Here is a 19,525-nt window from a genome sequence, read left to right as displayed (position 1 = left end):
GACTTACCGGGCGCCGAGTCCGGCGTCGCTGACGGTCTGCTCGCCCTCGGCCCGGAGGACCTTGTTCAGGAGGGTGAGGTCATAGATGCCGTCCAGCTTGGGGTTCTCCAGCAGGCCGGCCTTGACGGCGTGCTTCGCCTCGGTGTCGAGGGTCGCGGCCAGCGGGTCGTCGGTGAACTGGACGGACTTCCACGCCGGGTCCAGGACCTTCGCGGGCAGCTCCTTGCCGGAGTCGATGCCCAGCTGCTTGTTGGCCGCGGCCTTCGCCTCGTCCGGGTTGGCGTTGATCCACTTGTTGGTCTCGACCGACGCCTTCAGGACCGCCTCGACGGCCTTCGGGTGCTCCTTGAGGAACTTCTGCGACACGATGATGTTCGTGATCACGAACTTCTTGTCCGGCCACAGCGTCGACTCGTCCAGCAGCACCTTGCCGCCCTCGGCGACCAGCTTGGACGCGGTCGGCTCCGGCACCCAGGCGCCGTCGATGGAGCCGGACTTGTAGGCGTCCGGGGTCACCTTGTTGTCCGTGCGGACGACGGACACGTCACCCTTGCCGCTCTGCGCGTCGACCTTCCAGCCCTGCTCGGCCACCCAGTTGAGGAACGCCACGTCCTGCGTGTTGCCCAGCTGCGGGGTGGCGATCTTCTTGCCCTTGACGTCCTTCAGGGACTTGATCTTCTCGGGGTTGACGACCAGCTTCACCCCGCCGGAGGCCGAACCGCCGATGATGCGCAGGCTCTTGCCGTCGGACTTGGTGTAGCCGTTGATCGCCGGGGAGGGGCCGATCCAGCCGATGTCGATGGAACCCGAGTTCAGGGCCTCGATCTCGGACGGACCGGCGTTGAAGATCTGGTACTTGGCCTCGGTGGCGCCCAGCTCCTTCTGGAAGAAGCCCTTCTGGTTGCCGACCAGGGCGGTGGCGTGGGTGAGGTTGCCGAAGTAGCCGATCTTGACGGAGCCGAGTCCGTCGATCTTCTTGGCGCCGGTGGCGATCTTGGCGCCCGCGTCGTCGTCCTTGGAGTCGGACCCGTAGCCGCAGGCCGCGAGGGACAACAGGGGCAGTGCGGCGATCGCGGCGATCCCGCGGCGAAGCAGGGTGGAGCGGTTGGCAGGCACGGGAGGCGTTCCTCTCGTTGGCCCGGCGGTCACGGTCTCTCAGGGCGTGGCCGGGAGTCGGCAAAGGGTCTTCGTCGCTTCCGGGGTGGGGGTCCTCCCGCTCGCGAGCGAAGCCGAGCATGCGGGGGAGGGTGGGGGGACGGGGCGCGCAGGCAGTGCGCGTACGTCACAGCGCACATCGCGCGACCCCGCCCTGCCCGCTGCCGAGGGCGCCGCTGCCGACACGGCCGCCCTCCTTGGCGAACGTCGAGTAGAAGTCGGTGGGGTTCATGTCAGAAGTCCCAGCCGTCGTCGTCGGCCGAGTCCTTGACCGGCTCGGGCGAGGCGAACGACTCGCCGACCATGCCCGCGGTGAGCGTGGTGCCGTCGGCGGGGTCGATCAGGATGAAGGAGCCGGTGCGGCGCGAGTCGGCGTAGGAGTCGACCGGCAGCGGCTCGGCGGTGCGGATCTTCACCCGGCCGATGTCGTTGGCGACGAGCTGTCCCGGATGCGGGTGCAGGGACAGGTCGTCGAGCGTCAGCCGGGACGGGATGTCCTTCACGATCGCCTTGACCGTGCGGGTGCCGTGCTTGAGCAGCACCCGGTGACCGACGGTCAGCGGCGCGTCGGCGACGTGGCAGACGGTCGCCTCCACGTCCTGCGTGGTGGCCGGGGCGTCCTTCGTCGGCACGATCAGGTCGCCGCGCGAGACGTCGATGTCGTCCGCGAGCCGCACCGTCACCGACTGGGTCGTCCAGGCCACGTCGACCGGCTCGCCGAGCAGGTCGATGCCGGAGATCGTCGAGGTGCGGCCCGACGGCAGGACGGTGACCCGCTCGCCCACGCGGAACGTGCCGGCCGCGATCTGGCCCGCGTAGCCCCGGTAGTCCGGGTGCTCGGCGGTCTGCGGCCGGATCACGTACTGCACCGGCAGCCGCGCGTGGCAGTGCGCCAGGTCGTGGCTGACCGGCACGGTCTCCAGGTGCTCCAGCACGGTGGGACCGCCGTACCAGTCCATGGTCGCGGACGGCTCCACCACGTTGTCGCCGGCCAGCGCCGAGATCGGGATCGCGGTGACCTCCGGGACGCCCAGCTCGGTCGCGTACGCCGTGAACTCCTCGGCGATCGCGGCGAAGACCTTCTCCTCGTACCCGACGAGGTCCATCTTGTTGACGGCGAGGACGACGTGCGGGACGCGCAGGAGGGCCGCGATGGCCGCGTGCCGGCGGGTCTGCTCGACCACGCCGTTGCGGGCGTCGACCAGGATCACCGTCAGTTCGGCCGTGGAGGCACCGGTGACCATGTTGCGGGTGTACTGCACGTGGCCCGGGGTGTCGGCGAGGATGAACCGGCGGCGCGGGGTCGCGAAGTAGCGGTAGGCGACGTCGATGGTGATGCCCTGCTCGCGTTCGGCGCGCAGGCCGTCGGTGAGCAGCGCGAGGTCGGGGGCGTCCTGGCCCCGGCTCGCGGAGGCGCGCTCGACGGCCTCCAGCTGGTCGGCGAGGACCGACTTGGAGTCGTGCAGCAGCCGCCCGACGAGTGTGGACTTGCCGTCGTCGACGGAGCCGGCGGTGGCGAACCGCAGCAGGGTGGTGGCCGGGAGCGCCTCGGTCGTGGTCGTGCTCATGCTTAGAAGTACCCCTCGCGCTTGCGGTCTTCCATCGCGGCCTCGGACAGCTTGTCGTCGGCGCGGGTCGCGCCCCGCTCGGTCAGCCGGGACGCGGCGATCTCGGCGATGACCTTCTCGATCGTGTCGGCGTCGGAGTCGACCGCGCCGGTGCAGGACATGTCGCCGACGGTCCGGTAGCGCACCTGCCGCTTCTCGACCGTCTCGCCGTCCTTGGGCCCGCCCCACTCCCCGGCGGTCAGCCACATCCCGCCGCGCTGGAACACCTCGCGCTCGTGGGCGAAGTAGATCTCCGGCAGCTCGATGCCCTCACGGGCGATGTACTGCCAGACGTCCAGCTCGGTCCAGTTGGACAGCGGGAAGACGCGGACGTGCTCACCGGGGGCGTGCCGGCCGTTGTACAGGTTCCACAGCTCGGGGCGCTGGCGGCGCGGGTCCCACTGGGAGAACTCGTCGCGCAGGGAGAACACCCGCTCCTTGGCGCGGGCCTTCTCCTCGTCACGGCGGCCACCGCCGAAGACGGCGTCGAACCTCTCGCTCTGGATCTTCTCCGTCAGGGGAAGGGTCTGGAGCGGGTTGCGGGTGCCGTCGGGACGTTCCTTGAGCACACCGCGGTCGATGTAGTCCTGGACGGAGGCCACATGGAGCCGCAGACCATGTGCGGCCACCACACGGTCCCGGTATTCGAGGACCTCCGGGAAGTTGTGTCCGGTGTCCACATGGAGCAGCGCGAACGGCACCGGCGCGGGGGTGAAGGCCTTCAGCGCGAGGTGCAGCATGACGATGGAGTCCTTGCCACCGGAGAACAGGATCACCGGGTTCTCGAACTCGCCCGCGACCTCGCGGAAGATGTGGACCGCCTCGGACTCCAGTGCGTCCAGGTGCGACAGCGCGTACGGGCTGTCCGTGCCCTCGTCCACCGTGGCGAACGTGGTCATGCCAGTCCCCTCTCGCTCAGCAGCGCGTACACGGATGCGGCCGACTCCTGGACCGTCTGGTGCTGCGACTCGATCCGCAGATCCGGCGTCTTCGGCTCCTCGTAAGGGTCGTCGACGCCGGTGAGCCCGGTCAGCTCGCCCGCGGCCTGCTTGGCGTACAGCCCCTTCACATCGCGCACGCTGCACACCTCGACGGGGGTCGCCACGTGGACCTCCAGGTACGGCGTCCCGTTCTCCTCGTGCCGCCCCCGCACCGCGTCCCGGCTGTCCGTGTACGGCGCGATCACCGGCACCAGCGCCTTGACGCCGTTGCGGGCCAGCAGCTCGGCGACGAAGCCGATGCGCTGCACGTTGGTGTGCCGGTCCTCCCGGGAGAAGCCGAGGCCCGCCGAGACGAACTCGCGGATCTCGTCGCCGTCGAGCACCTCGACACGGTGGCCCCCGGCACGCAGCCGGTCCGCCAGCGCGTACGCGATGGTGGTCTTGCCGGCGCTCGGCAGACCCGTGAGCCAGACGGTGGCTCCGCTCGTCACGTGGTTCTCCTGCATCCGCTCGTTGGTCATCCGTGCAGCCCGCACTCGGTCTTGGCGCGGCCCGCCCAGCGGCCGGCCCGCGCGTCCTCGCCCTCCAGGACCCTGCGGGTGCACGGGGCGCAGCCGACGGAGGCGTAGCCGTCCGTCAGCAACGGGTTGGTGAGCACGCCGTGTTCGGTGATGTACGCGTCCACGTCGTCCTGCGTCCAGCGGGCGATGGGCGAGATCTTGACCTTCCGCCGCTTCTCGTCCCAGCCGACGACCGGGGTGTTCGCCCGGGTCGGGGACTCGTCGCGGCGCAGGCCCGTCGCCCACGCCTGGTAGTTCTCCAGGCCCTCTTCCAGCGGCCGGACCTTGCGCAGCGCGCAGCACAGGTCGGGGTCGCGGTCGTGCAGCCTCGGGCCGTACTCGGCGTCCTGTTCGGCGACCGTCTGCTTCGGCGTGAGGGTGATGACGTTGACGTCCATCACGGCCTCCACGGCGTCCCGGGTCCCGATGGTCTCCGGGAAGTGGTAGCCGGTGTCGAGGAAGACGACGTCCACGCCCTTGAGCACGCGCGAGGCGAGATGGGCGACCACGGCGTCCTCCATGGAGGAGGTGACGCAGAACCTCGTGCCGAAGGTGTCCACCGCCCACTGGAGGATCTCCAGGGCGCTGGCGTCCTCCAGGTCACGGCCCGCCTGCTCGGCGAGCGCCTTCAACTCCTCGCTCGTCCGCTCTTCCTGAGCCGTCGTCATATCAGCTCGTCCCCTCCGTTGTCGGCTCGCTGGAGCCCCCGGGAGAGCAGCCCGAGGAACTTCAGCCGGAATGCGCGGTTGCAGGCCCCGCACTCCCAGGCGCCGTGACCCTCCTCGTTCGGACGCAGGTCCTCGTCGCCGCAGTAGGGGCAGTAGAAGGGCGCGGCCCGCTCGCTCACGACAGCGCCTCCTCGCTCGCCCGCGCCGCCCAGGCCGCGAACCGCTCGCCGTCCTCACGCTCGGCCTGGAACCGCCCCAGCACCCGCTCGATGTAGTCGGGCAGCTCCTCCGCGGTGACCTTCAGGCCGCGCACCTTGCGGCCGAAGCCCGGCTCGAGCCCGAGCGCGCCGCCCAGGTGCACCTGGTAGCCCTCGACCTGCTCGCCCCGGTCGTCGAGGACCAGCTGGCCCTTGAGACCGATGTCCGCGACCTGGATACGGGCGCAGGCGTTCGGGCAGCCGTTGAGGTTGATGGTGATCGGCTCGTCGAAGTCCGGCAGCCGGCGCTCCAGTTCGTCGATCAGCTGCGAGCCGCGCTGCTTGGTCTCCACGATCGCGAGCTTGCAGAACTCGATGCCGGTGCAGGCCATGGTGCCGCGCCGGAAGGAGGACGGCCGGGCGGTGAGGTCCAGCGCCTCCAGGCCCTCCACCAGCGAGTCGACCTTGTCCTGCTCGACGTCGAGGATGATCATCTTCTGCTCGACGGTGGTGCGGACCCGGCCCGAGCCGTGCGCCTCCGCGAGGTCGGCGACCTTCGTCAGCGTGGCGCCGTCGACCCGGCCGACGCGCGGCGCGAAACCGACGTAGAACCGGCCGTCCTTCTGCCGGTGCACACCGATGTGGTCGCGCCACTGCTGCACCGGCTGGTCCGGGGCGGGCCCGTCGACCAGCTCGCGCTTGAGGTACTCGTCCTCCAGCACCCGGCGGAACTTCTCCGCCCCCCAGTCGGCGACGAGGAACTTCAGCCGGGCCCGGTTGCGCAGCCGCCGGTAGCCGTAGTCACGGAAGATCGAGATGACGCCCTCGTAGACGTCCGGCACCTCGTCGATCGGCACCCAGGCGCCGAGCCGCACGCCCAGCTTGGGGTTGGTGGACAGACCGCCGCCGACCCAGACGTCGAAGCCCGGGCCGTGCTCGGGGTGGCGGACGCCGACGAACGCGACGTCGTTGATCTCGTGCACGACGTCCAGCAGCGGCGAACCCGAGATCGCCGTCTTGAACTTGCGCGGGAGGTTGGAGTACGCCTTGTTGTTCAGGACGCGGCGCTTCATCTCCTCCAGCGCCGGCGTGGCGTCGATGATCTCGTCCTCGGCGATGCCCGCCACCGGGGAGCCGATCATCACACGCGGGGTGTCGCCGCAGGCGGTGACGGTGGACAGGCCGACGCCCTCCAGCCGTTCCCAGATCTCGGGCACGTCCTCGATCCTGATCCAGTGGTACTGGATGTTCTGCCGGTCGGTGATGTCCGCCGTGCCGCGCGCGAACTCCTGCGAGACCTCACCGATCACCCGCAGCTGCCGCGTGGTCAGCGCCCCGCCGTCGATGCGGACCCGCAGCATGAAGTACTCGTCGTCCAGTTCCTCCGGCTCCAGGATCGCGGTCTTGCCGCCGTCGATGCCGGGCTTGCGCTGCGTGTACAGCCCCCACCAGCGCATCCGGCCGCGCAGGTCGTTCGGGTCGATCGAGTCGAAACCGCGCTTGGAGTAGACCGTCTCAATGCGTGTCCGCACATTGAGACCGTCGTCGTCCTTCTTGAACTGCTCGTTGCCGTTGAGCGGGGTGAAATGGCCAACGGCCCACTGGCCCTCACCGCGGTGACGGCTCACCTTGCGGCGGGGCGCGGAGGCGGCGGGGTTCTGTGGGGTGGCGGCCATGGAGGTACGTCCTTCGGGACAGGCGGGTGAGCGGCTGACCTGCGCGTGTGTGCGCATGCGGCAGGGACGCGCGTCATTGCGCACACGTGATCAGGGGCAAAGGGGAACGGCGGTGCTGGGAGGCGTCAGCTCGCCGGACAGATGGCGCTGGACATGCGGCCGAGGTCGACGTGCCGCCGACTCACCAAGGCAATTCCAGTTCCGGACATGACGGAAGCGTGTCACGGCGATCTGGACACAGTCCAGCTTCATCCATCATGCGGACACCCTTGTCCCGGAATGTGGAACAAGGGTGTCGTCGCTCACATGCGTCGCCGGAGGGCTTGTCCCGGCAGGTCAGGCGGGGTAGGCACCGGGCCAGGGCCCCGGCGTCGCCACGTCCGGTTCCAGCTCCACCCTGGTGTCGAACAGCTTGAAGCCACGCCGCTGGTAGTTGGCCATCGCGAACTCGCCGTCCTTGCTGCACGTGTGCAGCCATACCCGCTTCGTCGGCGTCCGCGCGGGCCACCGCTCGGCCAGGTCCCACGCGCGGGCCGTCCCGTACGCCAGCAGGTGGCCGCCGATGCGCCGGCCGCGGAAGGCGGGGATCAGCCCGAAGTAGACGATCTCGACCGCGCCCTCGTCCTGCGCCTCCAACTCGACGTAGCCGGCCGGGGTGCCGTGGTCGTAGGCCACCCAGGTCTCCACGCCGGGCCGCTCCAGGTACTCCCGCCACCGCGCGTAGGTCCAGCCCAGCCGGTCCGTCCAGCGGATGTCGCCGCCCACCGAGGCGTACAGGAACCGGCTGAACTCGGGGGAGGGCACCTCGGCGCGGACGATCCGGACGTCGCCGTCGGGGGCGGCGGCGGGCAGGAGGTCGGCCGGGGATGTCTGCTCGAGGGACCAGGTGGTGACAGGGGCGCTGCTCATGCGGGCCAGGGAACCATCCCGCGGCCCGGTCTGTCGATCGGATCCGGCAACACGGTCCGGAGCCGAGCGGCACGAGGACCCGGCCCCGGGGGACAAGGCACCACCCCACCCCTGGTGCCGGAGGCACGACTGCCCGTCCGAGCCGGGGGACGCGCGTGTCGGCCCGTCCGGGCCGACGGGCCGGGCCGTCCTCCCAGTCGAGGGGCGCGGTCGCTCCCGGAGCCGGCGGGTGCGGCCGGCCCCGGTGGAGCGGTGCGCGCCTGCCTCCGGTGGCGAGGGGTGGGGCGGTCCCCGGGGGCCGGGCGGGACGACGTGTCCGGAGCCCGGCGGCGGGGCCGGCCGTCAGTCCAGGGAGCGGTCGAGCTCGGCGAGCGGCAGCGCGAACAGCATGCGGTCGGACAGCGACCACACCTCGCCGGTCTCCTGCCAGTAGGAGAGGGAGCCCGCGTCCTGGGCCCAGCAGCGGTCCGAGGCGTCGGCGCCGCAGCGGGCCGCCCGGGCACCCCGGGTGTCCTGCCGCCACAGCCCGCCATGCCCGTCCTGCGACTCGGGCAGCCGTCCCACATACCAGGACGGCCGGTCCGCCCCGGGCTTGCTGTACGACAGCAGGCCCCGGATCCCGTCCGCCCGGGTCCGGTACGCCTCGACCGCGTCCACGCGCCCCCAGGCGTCCGTGGCGAGCGGCCCGGGGCGCGCCGGATCGTCGCTGAAGGCGTACCGCCACAGCCGGGCGCGCCGGTCGCCGCCGGGCGTGGTCCACTCCGCGGCGACCAGGCTGTCGGACGTCGTACCGCGGCCGAGGGCGAGCGCGCCGGGACAGGGCGGCCCCGAGGGGGCGCAGCGGCCGGAGGTGAAACGGTACGAAGCGACCGCGGGCAGCACGAAGTCGTGGCCGTCGGCGGACCAGCCGCCGGCCACGCGGCCGATCGCCGGCCCGTCGACCGTGGTGCGCTGGATGCGGTCCAGGTCGTAGACGTAGAGCGCGTCGGCCCCGCCGGCCGTGGTGGTGACCAGCAGCTTGTTCCGGTGCCAGACCATGCCGGAGAGGCCGGAGGCCAGGCCCCGGTAGTTTCGGCCGCCGTCGACCGGCACCACCAGGAGCACCCAGCGGTAGGAGAGGTGGGCGGGGTCGTCCGCGTCGACGAAGGCGACCCGGGCGAGACCGTGCTCGGCGGGGCGGCCGGTGGTGGCGCGGTGGGTCCAGCCGGCGAGGACGACCCGGTGGGTGCCCCAGACGCCGTCCTCGTCGGCGTCCCCGGAGGTGGTCACCGAGGCGGGCCGCCAGTCGCCGGTGGCGGTGTCGGCCGGGTCCCAGCAGTAGGCGCGGGAGGCGGCCGGGGCGACGGGCAGGGAGGCGCGGTCGCCGGCGGAGCAGCCGTCGCCCTCGCGCATGGTCCGGTCGGTGCTCCGGAGCACCGCGTCCACGCCGACCGGGTGGCCCATCGCGGCGGCGAGCCGGTCCAGGGAGCGCGCGGGGACCCGGTGCTCCTGGAGGCGGAGCCGGCTGGTGTCCGCCGGGGAGGTCAGTTGCTTCAGCGCGCCCGGGTCGTCGGTGACGTCGGCCTGGGAGGCGCTGATCAGGGTGGCCGCGGCGGTGAGCGCGAGCGCGGTGCCGGTCAGGACCGCGCGCAGCGCCGCGCCCCGTCTGCGTCGGCGGTGTCGGCCGCGATGCTTCATCTCTCCTCCAGAGGGCGGGCCAACTGCGTCTCACGATCCGTGGGTTGACGCGAGGAGCAGGTGGGGAGGCCCGTACGGGATGCTACGGCAGGAAGGAGCCGCGCAGGGCCAAGACCGCGCAGATGGGCGGAAGACGCACGTGCGGGACGGCCGGTCACGCTCGTCCGGGCCGCCCGCTCGGGGCGTCGTGCACAGCATTCCGCTTACGGGTCACCGCTGGTGCTGTCGACTCGGGAAGCAGGTGGGACGAATCCTCCGGAAGGATCACGTCCACTTCCACATCGTCACGGAAACGATACGGCCGGTGCTGCAGGAGTTCCCCAAGATACCTGCGGATCCTGGACATCTCGGCCCGTACGGTCACCGTCCGGGACGGATCGCCGAACAGATCCCCGGCCAGCTCTGCCGCCCCCCGCCCGGCACGGTGCTCGGCGAGCAGGAACAGCAACTCGGCATGGCGCGGGCTCAGTTCCCGCGACCAGGAACCCGCCGAGGCCGTGACCGTCACCATGCGGCGGCCCGGCCGGCCGAGGTCCAGCACGATCCGGGCGGCACCGGCGCGCGGCTCCTCCTCCGCCCGCAGCAGCCAGCCCCCGGCCAGCGGCTCCACCGCGCAGGAACCGAGCGAGGGCAGCCACCGGCGGCCCGGCGCCAGCGCCCTGGGCAGCGTCACCCGCCGCACGTACGGCATCCCGGTCACGGCCGCCGCCCAGCCGTCGCGGTCCACCACCAGCGCCCGCCCGGGCAGCCGGGCCAGCACCGGCGCCGCCACCGCCCGCAGCCCCTCCAGGGAGGCGAGATGAAGCTCCCGCAGCCGGGCCTCGGCCAGCTTGGCGACCGAGTCCACCCAGGCGAGGGTCGCCGGATGCATGGTCTCCAGCGGGCCGCTGACGTCCACCACGCCGAGCAGCCGCCCGTCCCGCGGATCGGTGATCGGCGCGCCCGAGCACGTCCACGACACGTGCGACCGTACGAAGTGCTCGCCGGCGAACACCTGGACCGGCCGCCGTACCACCGCCGGGGTGCCCACCCCGTTGGTGCCGACGACGTCTTCCCGCCAGTCCGCGCCGAGTTCGAAGCCGAGCCCGTCGGCCTTCCGCAGGACCGACGGCGCACCCTCCCGCCACAGCACGCGCCCGTCGGCGTCCGCGACGACCATGATGTGCCGGGCGACGTCCGCGACCGAAAGCAGCCCCTCCCGCAGCACCGGCAGGACGTGCCGCAGCGGTGACTCCTCCCGCCGGCGCCGCACCTCGTCCGAGGGCAACAGCCCGGACCTGAAATCGCGTTCGGGGTCGACGCCACTGCGCAGCATCCGTCCCCACGACTGCTCGATCACGGGACGGGGCGCCAGCCGCGTGCGCTGACCGGCCAGCGTGGCCTCGCGCACCTCGCTCAGCACCCGCGCCGCCTGCGCCGCGTCCACGGCGGCCAGGCGCGCCACGTTCATCGGCGGGTTCACCACTGCGGTCCTCCCGGAAAGGGGCGTCGAAAGACACGTGCCCAGCCGTCCGGGCGGCGGTTTCCGGTCCGGCCGTGCCTCTCATACTGCCGTTCCGGACATGGCGGAGGCACAGACTCCGCGCATGTGCCCCCATAAGTTGCAACCCTCTGCAACCCTGGTGAACCTCCGCTGCCTGGCCGAGACTTGACCCAGGTGGTGGGGGGTGGTGCCGTGTCGGCGCAGCACCACCCCCTCCCTCCGGGACCCCGGCCGGGTACGCCAGGTCAGGCGGGCCGCGCCCGGTCCACCACCGACTCCAGGTCCAGGCCCGCCGGCAGCGTGCCGAAGGACGCGCCGTGGTCGCCGCCCAGGCGGGAGGCGCAGAAGGCGTCGGCCACCTCCGGCGGGGCGTACCGCACCAGCAGGGAACCCTGGAGGACCAGCGCGAGCCGTTCCGCCAGGCGCCGGGCACGTGCCTCGACACCGTCCAGGTCGGCGAGTTCGGTGAACAGGTCCTTCACCGCCCGGTCCAGCCGGTGGTCCGCGCCGTGCGCCCGGCCGATCTCGGTGAGGCAGGCGTCCAGCGCGGCCGGTTCCCGCCGCAGCGCCCGCACCACGTCCAGCGCCTGCACGTTCCCCGCGCCCTCCCAGATGGAGTTCAGCGGTGACTCCCGCACCAGCCGGGGCAGACCGGACTCCTCCACGTACCCGTTGCCGCCCAGGCACTCGGCGGCCTCCACGGCCACCGGGGCGCAGCGCTTGGTGATCCAGTACTTCGCCGCCGGCACCGCGAGCCGCAGGAAGGCCCGCTCCTGCTCGCCACCGTCGTCCCAGGCCGCGGCAAGCCGCAGCGCGAGCGCGGTCGCCGCCTCCGACTCCAGCGCCAGATCGGCGAGGACGTTGCGCATCAGCGGCTTGTCGACCAGTTTCCCGCCGAACGCCTCCCGGTGCGCGCAGTGGTGCACGGCCTGCGCCACCGCCTGCCGCATCAGTCCCGCCGAGCCGAGCGCGCAGTCCAGCCGGGTCGCGGCGACCATTCCGATGATCGTGTGCACCCCGCGTCCCTCGTCGCCGACCCGGCGCGCCCAGGTGCCGTCGAACTCGACCTCCGCGGAGGCGTTCGCACGGTTGCCCAGCTTGTCCTTCAGCCGCTGGATCCGGAAGACGTTGCGGGTGCCGTCGGGCAGGACCCGCGGGACCAGGAAGCAGGTGAGCCCGCCGGGGGCCTGCGCGAGCACCAGGAACGCGTCCGACATCGGCGCCGAGCAGAACCACTTGTGCCCGGTCAGCACGTACGTGCCGTCCTCCGCGAGGGGCCGTGCCGCGGTGGTGTTCGCGCGGACGTCGCTGCCGCCCTGCTTCTCGGTCATGCCCATGCCGAACAGGGCGCCGGGCTTCCGGCCGGCCGGCCGCAGCTCCCGGTCGTAGATCGTGGACACCAGCCGGGGCTCCCACTCGGCGGCCAGCTCCGCGTCGGCGCGCAGGGCGGGCACGGCCGCGTGCGTCATCGACAGCGGGCAGCAGGTGCCCGCCTCGACCTGCGTCCAGACCAGGAACCCGGCCGCCCGGCGCACGTGCCCCGACGGGCGCGCCCAGGCGCCGGTCAGCCCGGCCGAGACGCCCTTGCCGAGCAGCCGGTGCCAGGCCGGGTGGAAGTCGACCTCGTCGATCCGGTGGCCGTACCGGTCGTGGCTGCGCAGTCGGGGCGGATGCTCGTTCGCCTGCGCCGCCCACTCGTGCAGTTGCGCCGAACCGGCGGCCCGGCCGAGCGCGGACAGCTCGGCGCGCACCTCCTCCAGTACATCGGCTCCGGTGTACCGGTCGACGGCCTCGACGAGGGCCCGGTCGGCGGTGAAGACGTCGTAGCCGGCCAGCGGCGGCGGCTGGTTCGTCACGGTGTGGGTGGAGGTGCCTGCCATGGTTGCGAACCTACCCGGGACGGCGGCGGTGATGGCTCCCGGAGTGCCACAGTGCCGGAAATCGACGCGTCCGCCGATGCGTCCCCCGGTGATCGCCCCCGGAAGGTGAGGACGGGCCGGTGCGGCGGCTACCTTTAGGACGTGCAGCCAGCAAGTGAAACCCCCGAGCGGCCGGCCGGCCGGCTCCACCGCGCCAGAGCCCTCTACCGGAACGTCTCCAAGCGCCGGACCGCCTGGCTGTTGCTCAAGGACACCGTCAACTCCTGCATGGAGTACCGCATCCTGGGGCTGGCGGCCGAGGCGGCGTTCTTCACGCTGCTGTCCGTGCCGCCGCTGCTGCTGAGCCTGATCGGACTGCTCGGCTACGTCGACGACTGGACCGGCGCCGACACCATCCACAGCCTGGAGACCAACCTCCTGGAGGCCTCCCGCACGGTGCTGTCCGACAAGGGCGTCAAGGACATCGCCGAGCCGATCCTGCACGACGTGATGAAGGGCGGCCGGCCCGACGTCATCTCCATCGGCTTCCTGTTCGCGCTGTGGTCGGGTTCCCGCGCGGTGAACGTCTTCATCGACACCATCACCGTCATGTACGGCCTCGACGGTGTCCGGGGCATCGTCAAGACCCGGATCATGGCGTTCCTGCTGTTCATCGTGGCGCTGCTGATCGGCTCGGTGGCGCTGCCGCTGATGGTGGCCGGGCCGGACGCGGTGGTGCGGATCCTGCCCTGGTCGGAGACGGTCGTCCAGGTCCTGTACTGGCCGGTCGTGATCGTCCTGTCCATCGTCTTCCTGACGACGCTCTACCACGTGTCCGTGCCGGTCCGCTCCCCCTGGATCGAGGACGTGCCCGGCGCGCTGGTCGCCCTCGCCATGTGGGTCCTCGGCAGTTTCCTGCTGCGCATCTACCTCACCAGCACCATCGAGGGCGCCACCATCTACGGCTCGCTCGCCGCCGCCGTCGCCGTCCTGCTGTGGATCGGTGTGTCCGCGTTCGCCGTGCTCGTCGGCGCGGCCGTCAACGCGGCCATCGACCGGGTGTGGCCGGCCGCGGCCACGGCCGCCGCGCGCGAGGCCAACGAGCGGGTGCGGCACGCGCAGGTCGCCGAGTACGTCGCCCGCGCCGCTGCGGTCCGGGACCCCGACCCCGACGACCCCGACATGCCCTCCGAGTTCCCCGAGCGCTGGTCCCGCTTCCTGCCCCCGGAGGACGTGACGGCCCGCCTGCGCACCCACGCGAAGAACCCGCACCACGCGCACAAGGGGAACGGGCGGGCCGGGGGCAGCGGGCGCGCCGGGGGCGAGGACGGCAACGGGGACACGGCGCACCCGCTGCGCTGACCGTCCGGCCGTCCGGCGGTGTGGTGCGGGCGGCACAGCGGGGTCCCGCCCTCCGCGAAGGCCCCGCACGGCCCTCACCGGCGGCGTACGCTGGCCGTCGTGTACGCGGAGCGGGTGTCCAGGCTGGCCGGCGCGGTCGTGTGGACGAACGCTCCGGCCGGCGGTGGTGTCCGGCCCGTGTTGCCCGACGGGTGCATGGATCTGCTGTGGAGCGAGGGCCGGCTGCTGGTAGCCGGACCCGACACCCGCCCCTACCTCCCCGAGGGCCCGGCCCGTTCCTGGACGGGCGTCCGCTTCTTCCCCGGCACCGCGCCCGCGCTGCTCGGCGTCCCGGCGCACGAACTGCGCGACCTCCGCGTGGAGCTGGCCGACCTCTGGCCCGCCGCGAGCGTCCGCCGGCTGTGCGGCAGACTCGCGGCGTCCCCCGACCCGGCCCGCGCGCTGGAGGACATCGCCCTGCACCGGGCGGCGGGGACCGGTGCCCCGGACCCACTGCCGCGCCGGGTGGTGGAGTGCCTCGAGGCGGGCCGCACGGTGGCCGCGACGGCCGCCGCACTGGGCCTCGGCGAACGCCGGTTGCACCGCCTCTGCCTGACCGCCTTCGGGTACGGCCCGAAGACCCTGGCCCGCGTCCTGCGCCTCCAGCGGGCGCTGGCCCTGGCCCGCTCCGGGACGCCGTACGCGCAGACGGCGGTCCGCGCGGGCTATGCGGACCAGCCCCATCTGGCGCGGGAGGTGCGGCGGCTGGCGGGGATGCCGCTCGGGGACCTACTCGCCGGGCGCGGATAGCGGAGCGAAGAGGTCGACCGCGTTGCCGTCGGGGTCGTGGACCGTGGCGTACCGCTGTCCCCAGAAGGCGTCCCACGGCTTGAGCTCCCCGTGGTGCCCGGCGGCCACCAGGTCCTCGTAGCGGGCGTCGACCTCGGCAGGGGAGTCGCAGCGGAAGGCGAGCGCGACCCGCCCTCCGCCGGCGGGTGGCCGCCAGCCGGGGTGGAAGGAGCGGATGGTCTCCTCGGTGTCCAGGGCGAGCACCAGCCCGCCGGGCAGTGCGGCCTCGACGTGGGGCTGGTCCTCGGCTCCGTCGGGGAAGACCAGACCGAGGCGGCGGTAGAAGGCGAGGGAGGCGGCCAGGTCGGAGACGGCCAGGCCGATCACGGCGAATCGTACGGTCATGCGGTCACCGTAGGCGGCGGCCGGTCAGCCGGTCTTGAAGGAATCGGACACCGGTGGCAGGCCCGCGCGGCGGTCCCGGCCGGCCGTGCCGAGGTGTTCGACGAGTACGAACGTCACGCTGATCAGCGGGGACCAGGCGCGGAACCTGGCCGGCGGCACCGGCCGCCGGCCGCCGAGCTGCTGCGGGTGGCTCCAGGCCCCCGCGTAGGCCGCGGCGTTCTCGGCGACCCACGGGAAGAAGCCGATCAGCACGGAGGAGACGGCGAGCGGCATGCGGTAGCGGTGGGCGCCCACGCCGAAGCCCACCCGGGTCCCGGCGGTCGCGGCGGTCATCGCCACCGCGAGCGGCCGGCGCAGGTCCGGCAGCCAGTGGTGGGTGAAGAAGCCGAGGTGGACGGCGGCGGCCGGCCCGGGGTCGCGGATCGGGTGGGGAGCGGCAGTCTGCCGGGCCGTCGTGCCCGCGCCTAGAGTCCCGTGGCATGCCTCCTCGTCTCCTCCTCTACACCCGCACCACCGACTACCGCCACGACTCCCTTCCGGACGCGGTCGCCGCCGTCCGGGCGCTGGGCGGCTTCGCCTGCGAGCACACCGAGGACCCCGCTGACCTCGAACGGCCGCTGGAGTCGTTCGCGGCCGTGGTCTTCCTCTCCACCAGCGGTGACGTGCTGACCGGGGCCGGGCGCGAGCGGCTGGAGCGGTACGTCCGGTCGGGCGGCGGCTTCGCCGGGGTGCACGCGGCGGCCTGCACCGAGTACGGCTGGCCGTACTACGGCGAACTCCTCGGCGCCCGCTTCACCCGGCACCCCGCTCACCAGCCGGGCCGGGTCCTCGTCGCCGGCCCCGCCCACCCCGCGACCCGGCGGCTGCCGCCCGTCTGGGAGTTCACCGACGAGTGGTACGACTTCGACCGCGTCCCGGGCGGCGGGGCACGCGTGCTCCTGCGCGCCGACGAGACCTCGTACGACGGCGGCGGGATGGGCGCGGACCACCCGCTGGCCTGGTACCGCGAGCGGGGCCCGGAAGGCGGACGCGTGTTCTACACGGCCCTCGGCCACGCCGCGGACGCGTACCGCGACCCGCTCTTCCTGGCCCACCTGAACGGCGGCCTCACCTGGGTGGCAACGGCTGTCCAGGGACGTTTCTGCGGTGAACCGGTTGCGCCGTTGGAGTGAGTAAAGCTGGCGTAGACGGAAGGTCACGTGAATATCTAGAGATGCTCTTGTCTTGGCAAAGGGCGTCGAGACGCGGCGGCCCCTCTTCGCCCCGCGTCACCCACCCACAGGAGGAGCCGGACCTTGACCTACGGAAACAAGCTGCGCGAGCGCATCGCCGGTCCCGGAACCACACCGCTGATCGGCGTGTACGACATGTACTCGGCGTCGATCGCGGCCAAGCACTACGACGGGATGTTCGTATCGGGCTTCGGCTTCGCGGCCTCGTACTACGGACTGCCGGACATCGGATTCATCGCCTGGCCCGACATGGTGGCCTTCGTCCAGCGGCTGCGGGGCGCCTTCCCCCACCACCACCTGCTGGTCGACATCGACGACGGGTACGTCGACCCCGAGGTCGCCTGCCACGTCGTCGAGGGGCTGGAGCGCATCGGTGCCTCCGGAGTGATCCTGGAGGACCAGAAGCGGCCCCGCCGCTGCGGCCACGCCGACGGCAAGCAGGTCCTGCCCCTGGAGGAGTACCTGGAGAAACTGCACAAGGTCCTGGAGACCCGCAAGGACCTGGTCGTCGTCGCCCGCACGGACGCCACCGACGAGCACGACATCCTGCACCGCGCCGAACGGCTGGCGGCCACCGACGCCGACGTCGTGCTGGTCGACGGGGTGCGCAGCGTCGAGTGGATCAAGCGGATCCGTGAGGTCGTCGGGGGCAAGCCGCTGCTGTTCAACCAGATCGCGGGCGGCAAGTCGCCCCGGCTGTCCCTCGGCGAGCTGTCCGACCTGGGCGTGGACGTCGCCATCTACAGCACCCCGTGCCTGTTCGCCGCGCACGAGGCGATGGACTCCGCGCTCGCTGGCCTGAAGGCTGCCGACGGCCGGCTGCCGGAGGTCGATCCCGCGAGCGGCGTCGGCGTGCAGGCCTCCACCAGCCTACTGGAACGCAACATCGCCCGTGAGCGGCTCACCCCCGAGGGCGTGGGCGTGTGAGCGGTGCCGTAGCGCGGCTCGGCACGGCCACGGCGGTGGCCGCCGCGCTCCTCGGGGCCGGGACCGTGCCCGCGGTCGCGTCCGGGGGCCTGATCACCGTGATCGACAACTCCCACGCCGACTCCTGGCTGGAGGTCGACCGCGCGGCCAACGTCCAGACCGGCAGCGGTACCGCCGGCAGCGACCACGACGGCAGCGCCGTGGACGTGGTCGAGGCCCTCGTCGGCGCCGGCCGGGGCGAGGAGGACTGAGCGACCACCGGACAGCGTGACGGCCGGGCACCCCCTGCGGGACGTGCCCGGCCGTCACCGTGCCGGGCGGCCGTCGTGCTCACCCCTCCCCGAGGCCGGGGCGGCCCTTCTCGCGGAGACCTTCGCGACCCCGCCCTACGCCGGACGGCCCGCGCCGGGGATCCGTGCACCGGAATACGTCTCGCCGCTGTGGTGCTCTTGGTGGGACAGGCACGTGCGCGTGGCGAAGGGCTGGTGGGCGATGACAGCAGACCAGACGGGCCCCGTGGTCGGAACGCCTCACGGGGCCGTACGCGGCCGGTACGAGCGGGGGATCGCGGTCTTCCGGGGCATCCCGTACGCCGCCCCGCCCTTCGGCGCCCTGCGGTTCCGCCCGCCCCGGCCGCCCGAGCCCTGGGACGGGGTCCGGGACGCCGGCGCGTTCGGGCCGACCGCGCCGAAGCCGGCGTACTCGGAGGCGTTCGCCCAGTACCTGTCCGACCCCGTGATCCCCGGCGACGACTGCCTGAACCTGAACGTCTGGACCCCCGAGCCGGGGCCCGGCGCCCGGCTCCCGGTCCTGCTCTGGCTGCACGGCGGCGCGCTGACCAGGGGCTCATCCGCGGTGCCGGTGTACGACGGCAGCACCTTCGCGCGCGACGGGGTCGTCTGCGTCTCGGTCAACTACCGACTGGGTGTGGAGGGCTACGGCCTGTTCCCCGACGCACCCCCGAACCCCGGCCTGCGCGACCAGCTCGCCGCGCTGCGCTGGGTGCACGCGTCGATCGAGGCCTTCGGCGGCGATCCGGACCGGATCACCCTGTGCGGGCAGTCGGCCGGTGCCATCAGCGCCGGCGTCCTCCTCGCCGCGCCCCAGGCGCGGGGCCTGGTCCGGCGGGCGGTGCTGCAGAGCGGCGCGCCCGAGGCCGTGGAGCGCGACAAGGTGCGGCGGATGGTGCGCCGGATGGCCGGCCGGCTGAAGATCCCCGCCACTGCCGAGGCGTTCGCCGCGGTCGACCGCGCCGTGCTGCTGCGTACGCAGGCCGAGGTCGGCCGGCTCAGCAGCCCGGTGCTCGGCGGGCCCGCGTTCGGCATGGTCGTGGACGGCGACCTCGTCCCCCGCGACCCGTTGAAGGCGCTGACCGAGGGCTCCGCCGCCGGGGACGTCGACCTCCTCATGGGGTGGACCCGGGACGAGTACCGGCTGTGGCTGGTCCCCGGCGGACTGGTGGACCACGTCGACCGGCTCGGCGCGGTCGCCCTGGCCGGTGCGATGGCCCGCTGCCACGCGGGGCACGACGTGCCGCGCGGCTACCGGGCGCTGCACCCGGACGCCGGGACCGCCGAGATCGTCGGCCAGATGGTCACCGACCACCTGCTGCGGGTGCCGCTGTACCGGCTCGCCGACGCCCGCCCGGGCACCAGTCACCTCTACGAGTTCGCGTGGCCCTCCCTGCTGCCCGGCCTCGGTGCCTGCCACGCCCTGGAGCTGGGGTTCGTCTTCGACAGCGGGGACGTGCCCGAGTCGCGGAAGCTGGCCGGCGAGGGCGCCCCGCAGGAGCTGGCCGACGCGATGCACTCCGCCTGGGTGCGGTTCGCGACGAGCGGGGACCCCGGCTGGGCGGCGTGGGACGCGACCCATCCGGTGCGGGTCTTCGGCGAGGGGGAACCGTACACCGCGCACGGTCCGCGGGATGCCGAGATCGACCTCTGGCCGGCCGCCCGCGCCGTCCCGGAGCCCGTCCCCGCGTCCGGCGCGCGGGCGCCGGGGGCGGAGCTGGCGGCAGCGGTACGGCGTCTGCGGCGCTCGGTGGCGGTCCGCCACCGCTGAGGACCGGCCCATGACGGCCCGCCGGATGCGCGGTCCTC

20 protein-coding genes are annotated in these 19,525 nt (G+C 72.9%); 6 read left to right on the top strand and 14 right to left on the bottom strand.

The features are described from left to right. Nucleotides 1–3: 3 nt before the first annotated feature. The 12 genes from LG395_RS02080 to LG395_RS02025 form a co-directional block, all read right to left on the bottom strand. Nucleotides 4–1,116, bottom strand: coding sequence for an aliphatic sulfonate ABC transporter substrate-binding protein (locus LG395_RS02080; protein WP_171151685.1), 1,113 nt, complete (start codon nucleotides 1,114–1,116; stop codon nucleotides 4–6). Nucleotides 1,117–1,388: 272 nt separating this feature from the next. Beyond that, entirely contained in the window at nucleotides 1,389–2,723 is a 1,335-nt protein-coding gene (locus LG395_RS02070; protein ID WP_225808207.1) for a sulfate adenylyltransferase subunit 1, read from the bottom strand. 2 nt (nucleotides 2,724–2,725) lie between these two features. Next, a complete protein-coding gene (gene cysD / locus LG395_RS02065) occupies nucleotides 2,726–3,661 on the bottom strand; it encodes a sulfate adenylyltransferase subunit CysD (RefSeq protein WP_171151679.1) in 936 nt (311 codons plus the stop codon). After that, the gene (gene cysC / locus LG395_RS02060; RefSeq protein WP_171151676.1) at nucleotides 3,658–4,224 is read right to left on the bottom strand and encodes an adenylyl-sulfate kinase; all 567 of its coding nucleotides are present in this window, start codon (nucleotides 4,222–4,224) and stop codon (nucleotides 3,658–3,660) included. Before cysC ends, cysD begins: the two co-directional genes overlap by 4 nt. After that, nucleotides 4,221–4,931, bottom strand: coding sequence for a phosphoadenylyl-sulfate reductase (locus LG395_RS02055; RefSeq protein ID WP_171151674.1), 711 nt, complete (start codon nucleotides 4,929–4,931; stop codon nucleotides 4,221–4,223). The genes cysC and LG395_RS02055 overlap by 4 nt, the downstream gene beginning before the upstream one ends. Continuing rightward, nucleotides 4,928–5,110 (bottom strand): hypothetical protein, encoded by a 183-nt coding sequence (locus tag LG395_RS02050; protein WP_171151672.1) that lies wholly within the window; start codon nucleotides 5,108–5,110, stop codon nucleotides 4,928–4,930. Before LG395_RS02050 ends, LG395_RS02055 begins: the two co-directional genes overlap by 4 nt. After that, the gene (locus LG395_RS02045; RefSeq protein ID WP_225808206.1) at nucleotides 5,107–6,804 is read right to left on the bottom strand and encodes a nitrite/sulfite reductase; all 1,698 of its coding nucleotides are present in this window, start codon (nucleotides 6,802–6,804) and stop codon (nucleotides 5,107–5,109) included. The genes LG395_RS02050 and LG395_RS02045 overlap by 4 nt, the downstream gene beginning before the upstream one ends. 125 nt (nucleotides 6,805–6,929) lie before the next feature. After that, nucleotides 6,930–7,013 (bottom strand): putative leader peptide, encoded by an 84-nt coding sequence (locus LG395_RS41610; protein ID WP_309486338.1) that lies wholly within the window; start codon nucleotides 7,011–7,013, stop codon nucleotides 6,930–6,932. 127 nt (nucleotides 7,014–7,140) lie between these two features. Then, nucleotides 7,141–7,713 carry a GNAT family N-acetyltransferase gene (locus tag LG395_RS02040; RefSeq protein WP_225808205.1) on the bottom strand — a complete coding sequence of 191 codons (573 nt, stop codon included), beginning with the start codon at nucleotides 7,711–7,713 and terminating at the stop codon, nucleotides 7,141–7,143. 342 nt (nucleotides 7,714–8,055) lie between these two features. After that, nucleotides 8,056–9,390: a hypothetical protein gene (locus tag LG395_RS02035; RefSeq protein ID WP_225808204.1), complete on the bottom strand. Its 1,335-nt coding sequence runs from the start codon at nucleotides 9,388–9,390 to the stop codon at nucleotides 8,056–8,058. 154 nt (nucleotides 9,391–9,544) lie between these two features. Beyond that, nucleotides 9,545–10,840: a GAF domain-containing protein gene (locus LG395_RS02030; RefSeq protein ID WP_225808203.1), complete on the bottom strand. Its 1,296-nt coding sequence runs from the start codon at nucleotides 10,838–10,840 to the stop codon at nucleotides 9,545–9,547. Nucleotides 10,841–11,118: 278 nt separating this feature from the next. Next, nucleotides 11,119–12,753 (bottom strand): acyl-CoA dehydrogenase family protein, encoded by a 1,635-nt coding sequence (locus LG395_RS02025; RefSeq protein WP_225808202.1) that lies wholly within the window; start codon nucleotides 12,751–12,753, stop codon nucleotides 11,119–11,121. Nucleotides 12,754–12,894: 141 nt separating this feature from the next. Here LG395_RS02025 and LG395_RS02020 point away from each other — a divergent pair, with 141 nt between their 5' ends. Then, entirely contained in the window at nucleotides 12,895–14,094 is a 1,200-nt protein-coding gene (locus LG395_RS02020; RefSeq protein WP_171151661.1) for a YihY/virulence factor BrkB family protein, read from the top strand. Nucleotides 14,095–14,193: 99 nt separating this feature from the next. Next, on the top strand, nucleotides 14,194–14,883 hold the full coding sequence (locus tag LG395_RS02015; RefSeq protein ID WP_225808201.1) for a helix-turn-helix domain-containing protein: 690 nt from the start codon (nucleotides 14,194–14,196) through the stop codon (nucleotides 14,881–14,883). Here the strand turns inward: LG395_RS02015 and LG395_RS02010 are convergent. Together LG395_RS02010 and LG395_RS02005 are read right to left on the bottom strand one after the other, a co-directional pair. Next, nucleotides 14,863–15,267, bottom strand: a complete 405-nt coding sequence (locus LG395_RS02010) for a VOC family protein (RefSeq protein WP_225808200.1) — start codon at nucleotides 15,265–15,267, stop codon at nucleotides 14,863–14,865. The two genes, LG395_RS02015 and LG395_RS02010, sit on opposite strands and share 21 nt — an antisense overlap. 24 nt (nucleotides 15,268–15,291) lie before the next feature. Beyond that, entirely contained in the window at nucleotides 15,292–15,690 is a 399-nt protein-coding gene (locus LG395_RS02005; RefSeq protein ID WP_225808457.1) for a DUF817 family protein, read from the bottom strand. A gap of 56 nt (nucleotides 15,691–15,746) precedes the next feature. Between LG395_RS02005 and LG395_RS02000 the strand changes: the two genes are divergently transcribed. The 4 genes from LG395_RS02000 to LG395_RS01985 all read left to right on the top strand — a co-directional run bounded on the left by LG395_RS02000 (nucleotide 15,747) and on the right by LG395_RS01985 (nucleotide 19,487). Then, complete coding sequence (locus LG395_RS02000) at nucleotides 15,747–16,439, top strand: ThuA domain-containing protein (RefSeq protein WP_225808199.1); 693 nt, start codon at nucleotides 15,747–15,749, stop codon at nucleotides 16,437–16,439. A gap of 123 nt (nucleotides 16,440–16,562) precedes the next feature. Beyond that, the gene (locus LG395_RS01995) at nucleotides 16,563–17,426 is read left to right on the top strand and encodes an isocitrate lyase/PEP mutase family protein (RefSeq protein WP_171151653.1); all 864 of its coding nucleotides are present in this window, start codon (nucleotides 16,563–16,565) and stop codon (nucleotides 17,424–17,426) included. Beyond that, nucleotides 17,423–17,677, top strand: coding sequence for a hypothetical protein (locus LG395_RS01990; protein ID WP_225808198.1), 255 nt, complete (start codon nucleotides 17,423–17,425; stop codon nucleotides 17,675–17,677). The genes LG395_RS01995 and LG395_RS01990 overlap by 4 nt, the downstream gene beginning before the upstream one ends. A gap of 241 nt (nucleotides 17,678–17,918) precedes the next feature. After that, complete coding sequence (locus tag LG395_RS01985) at nucleotides 17,919–19,487, top strand: carboxylesterase/lipase family protein (protein ID WP_225808197.1); 1,569 nt, start codon at nucleotides 17,919–17,921, stop codon at nucleotides 19,485–19,487. The last annotated feature ends 38 nt before the right edge of the window (nucleotides 19,488–19,525 follow it).

Source organism: Streptomyces spinosus (assembly GCF_020400655.1).
GTDB lineage: Bacteria > Actinomycetota > Actinomycetes > Streptomycetales > Streptomycetaceae > Streptomyces > Streptomyces argyrophylli.
Note: the sequence above shows the minus strand (reverse complement) of the source record. Positions and strands in the feature narration are given on the sequence as shown.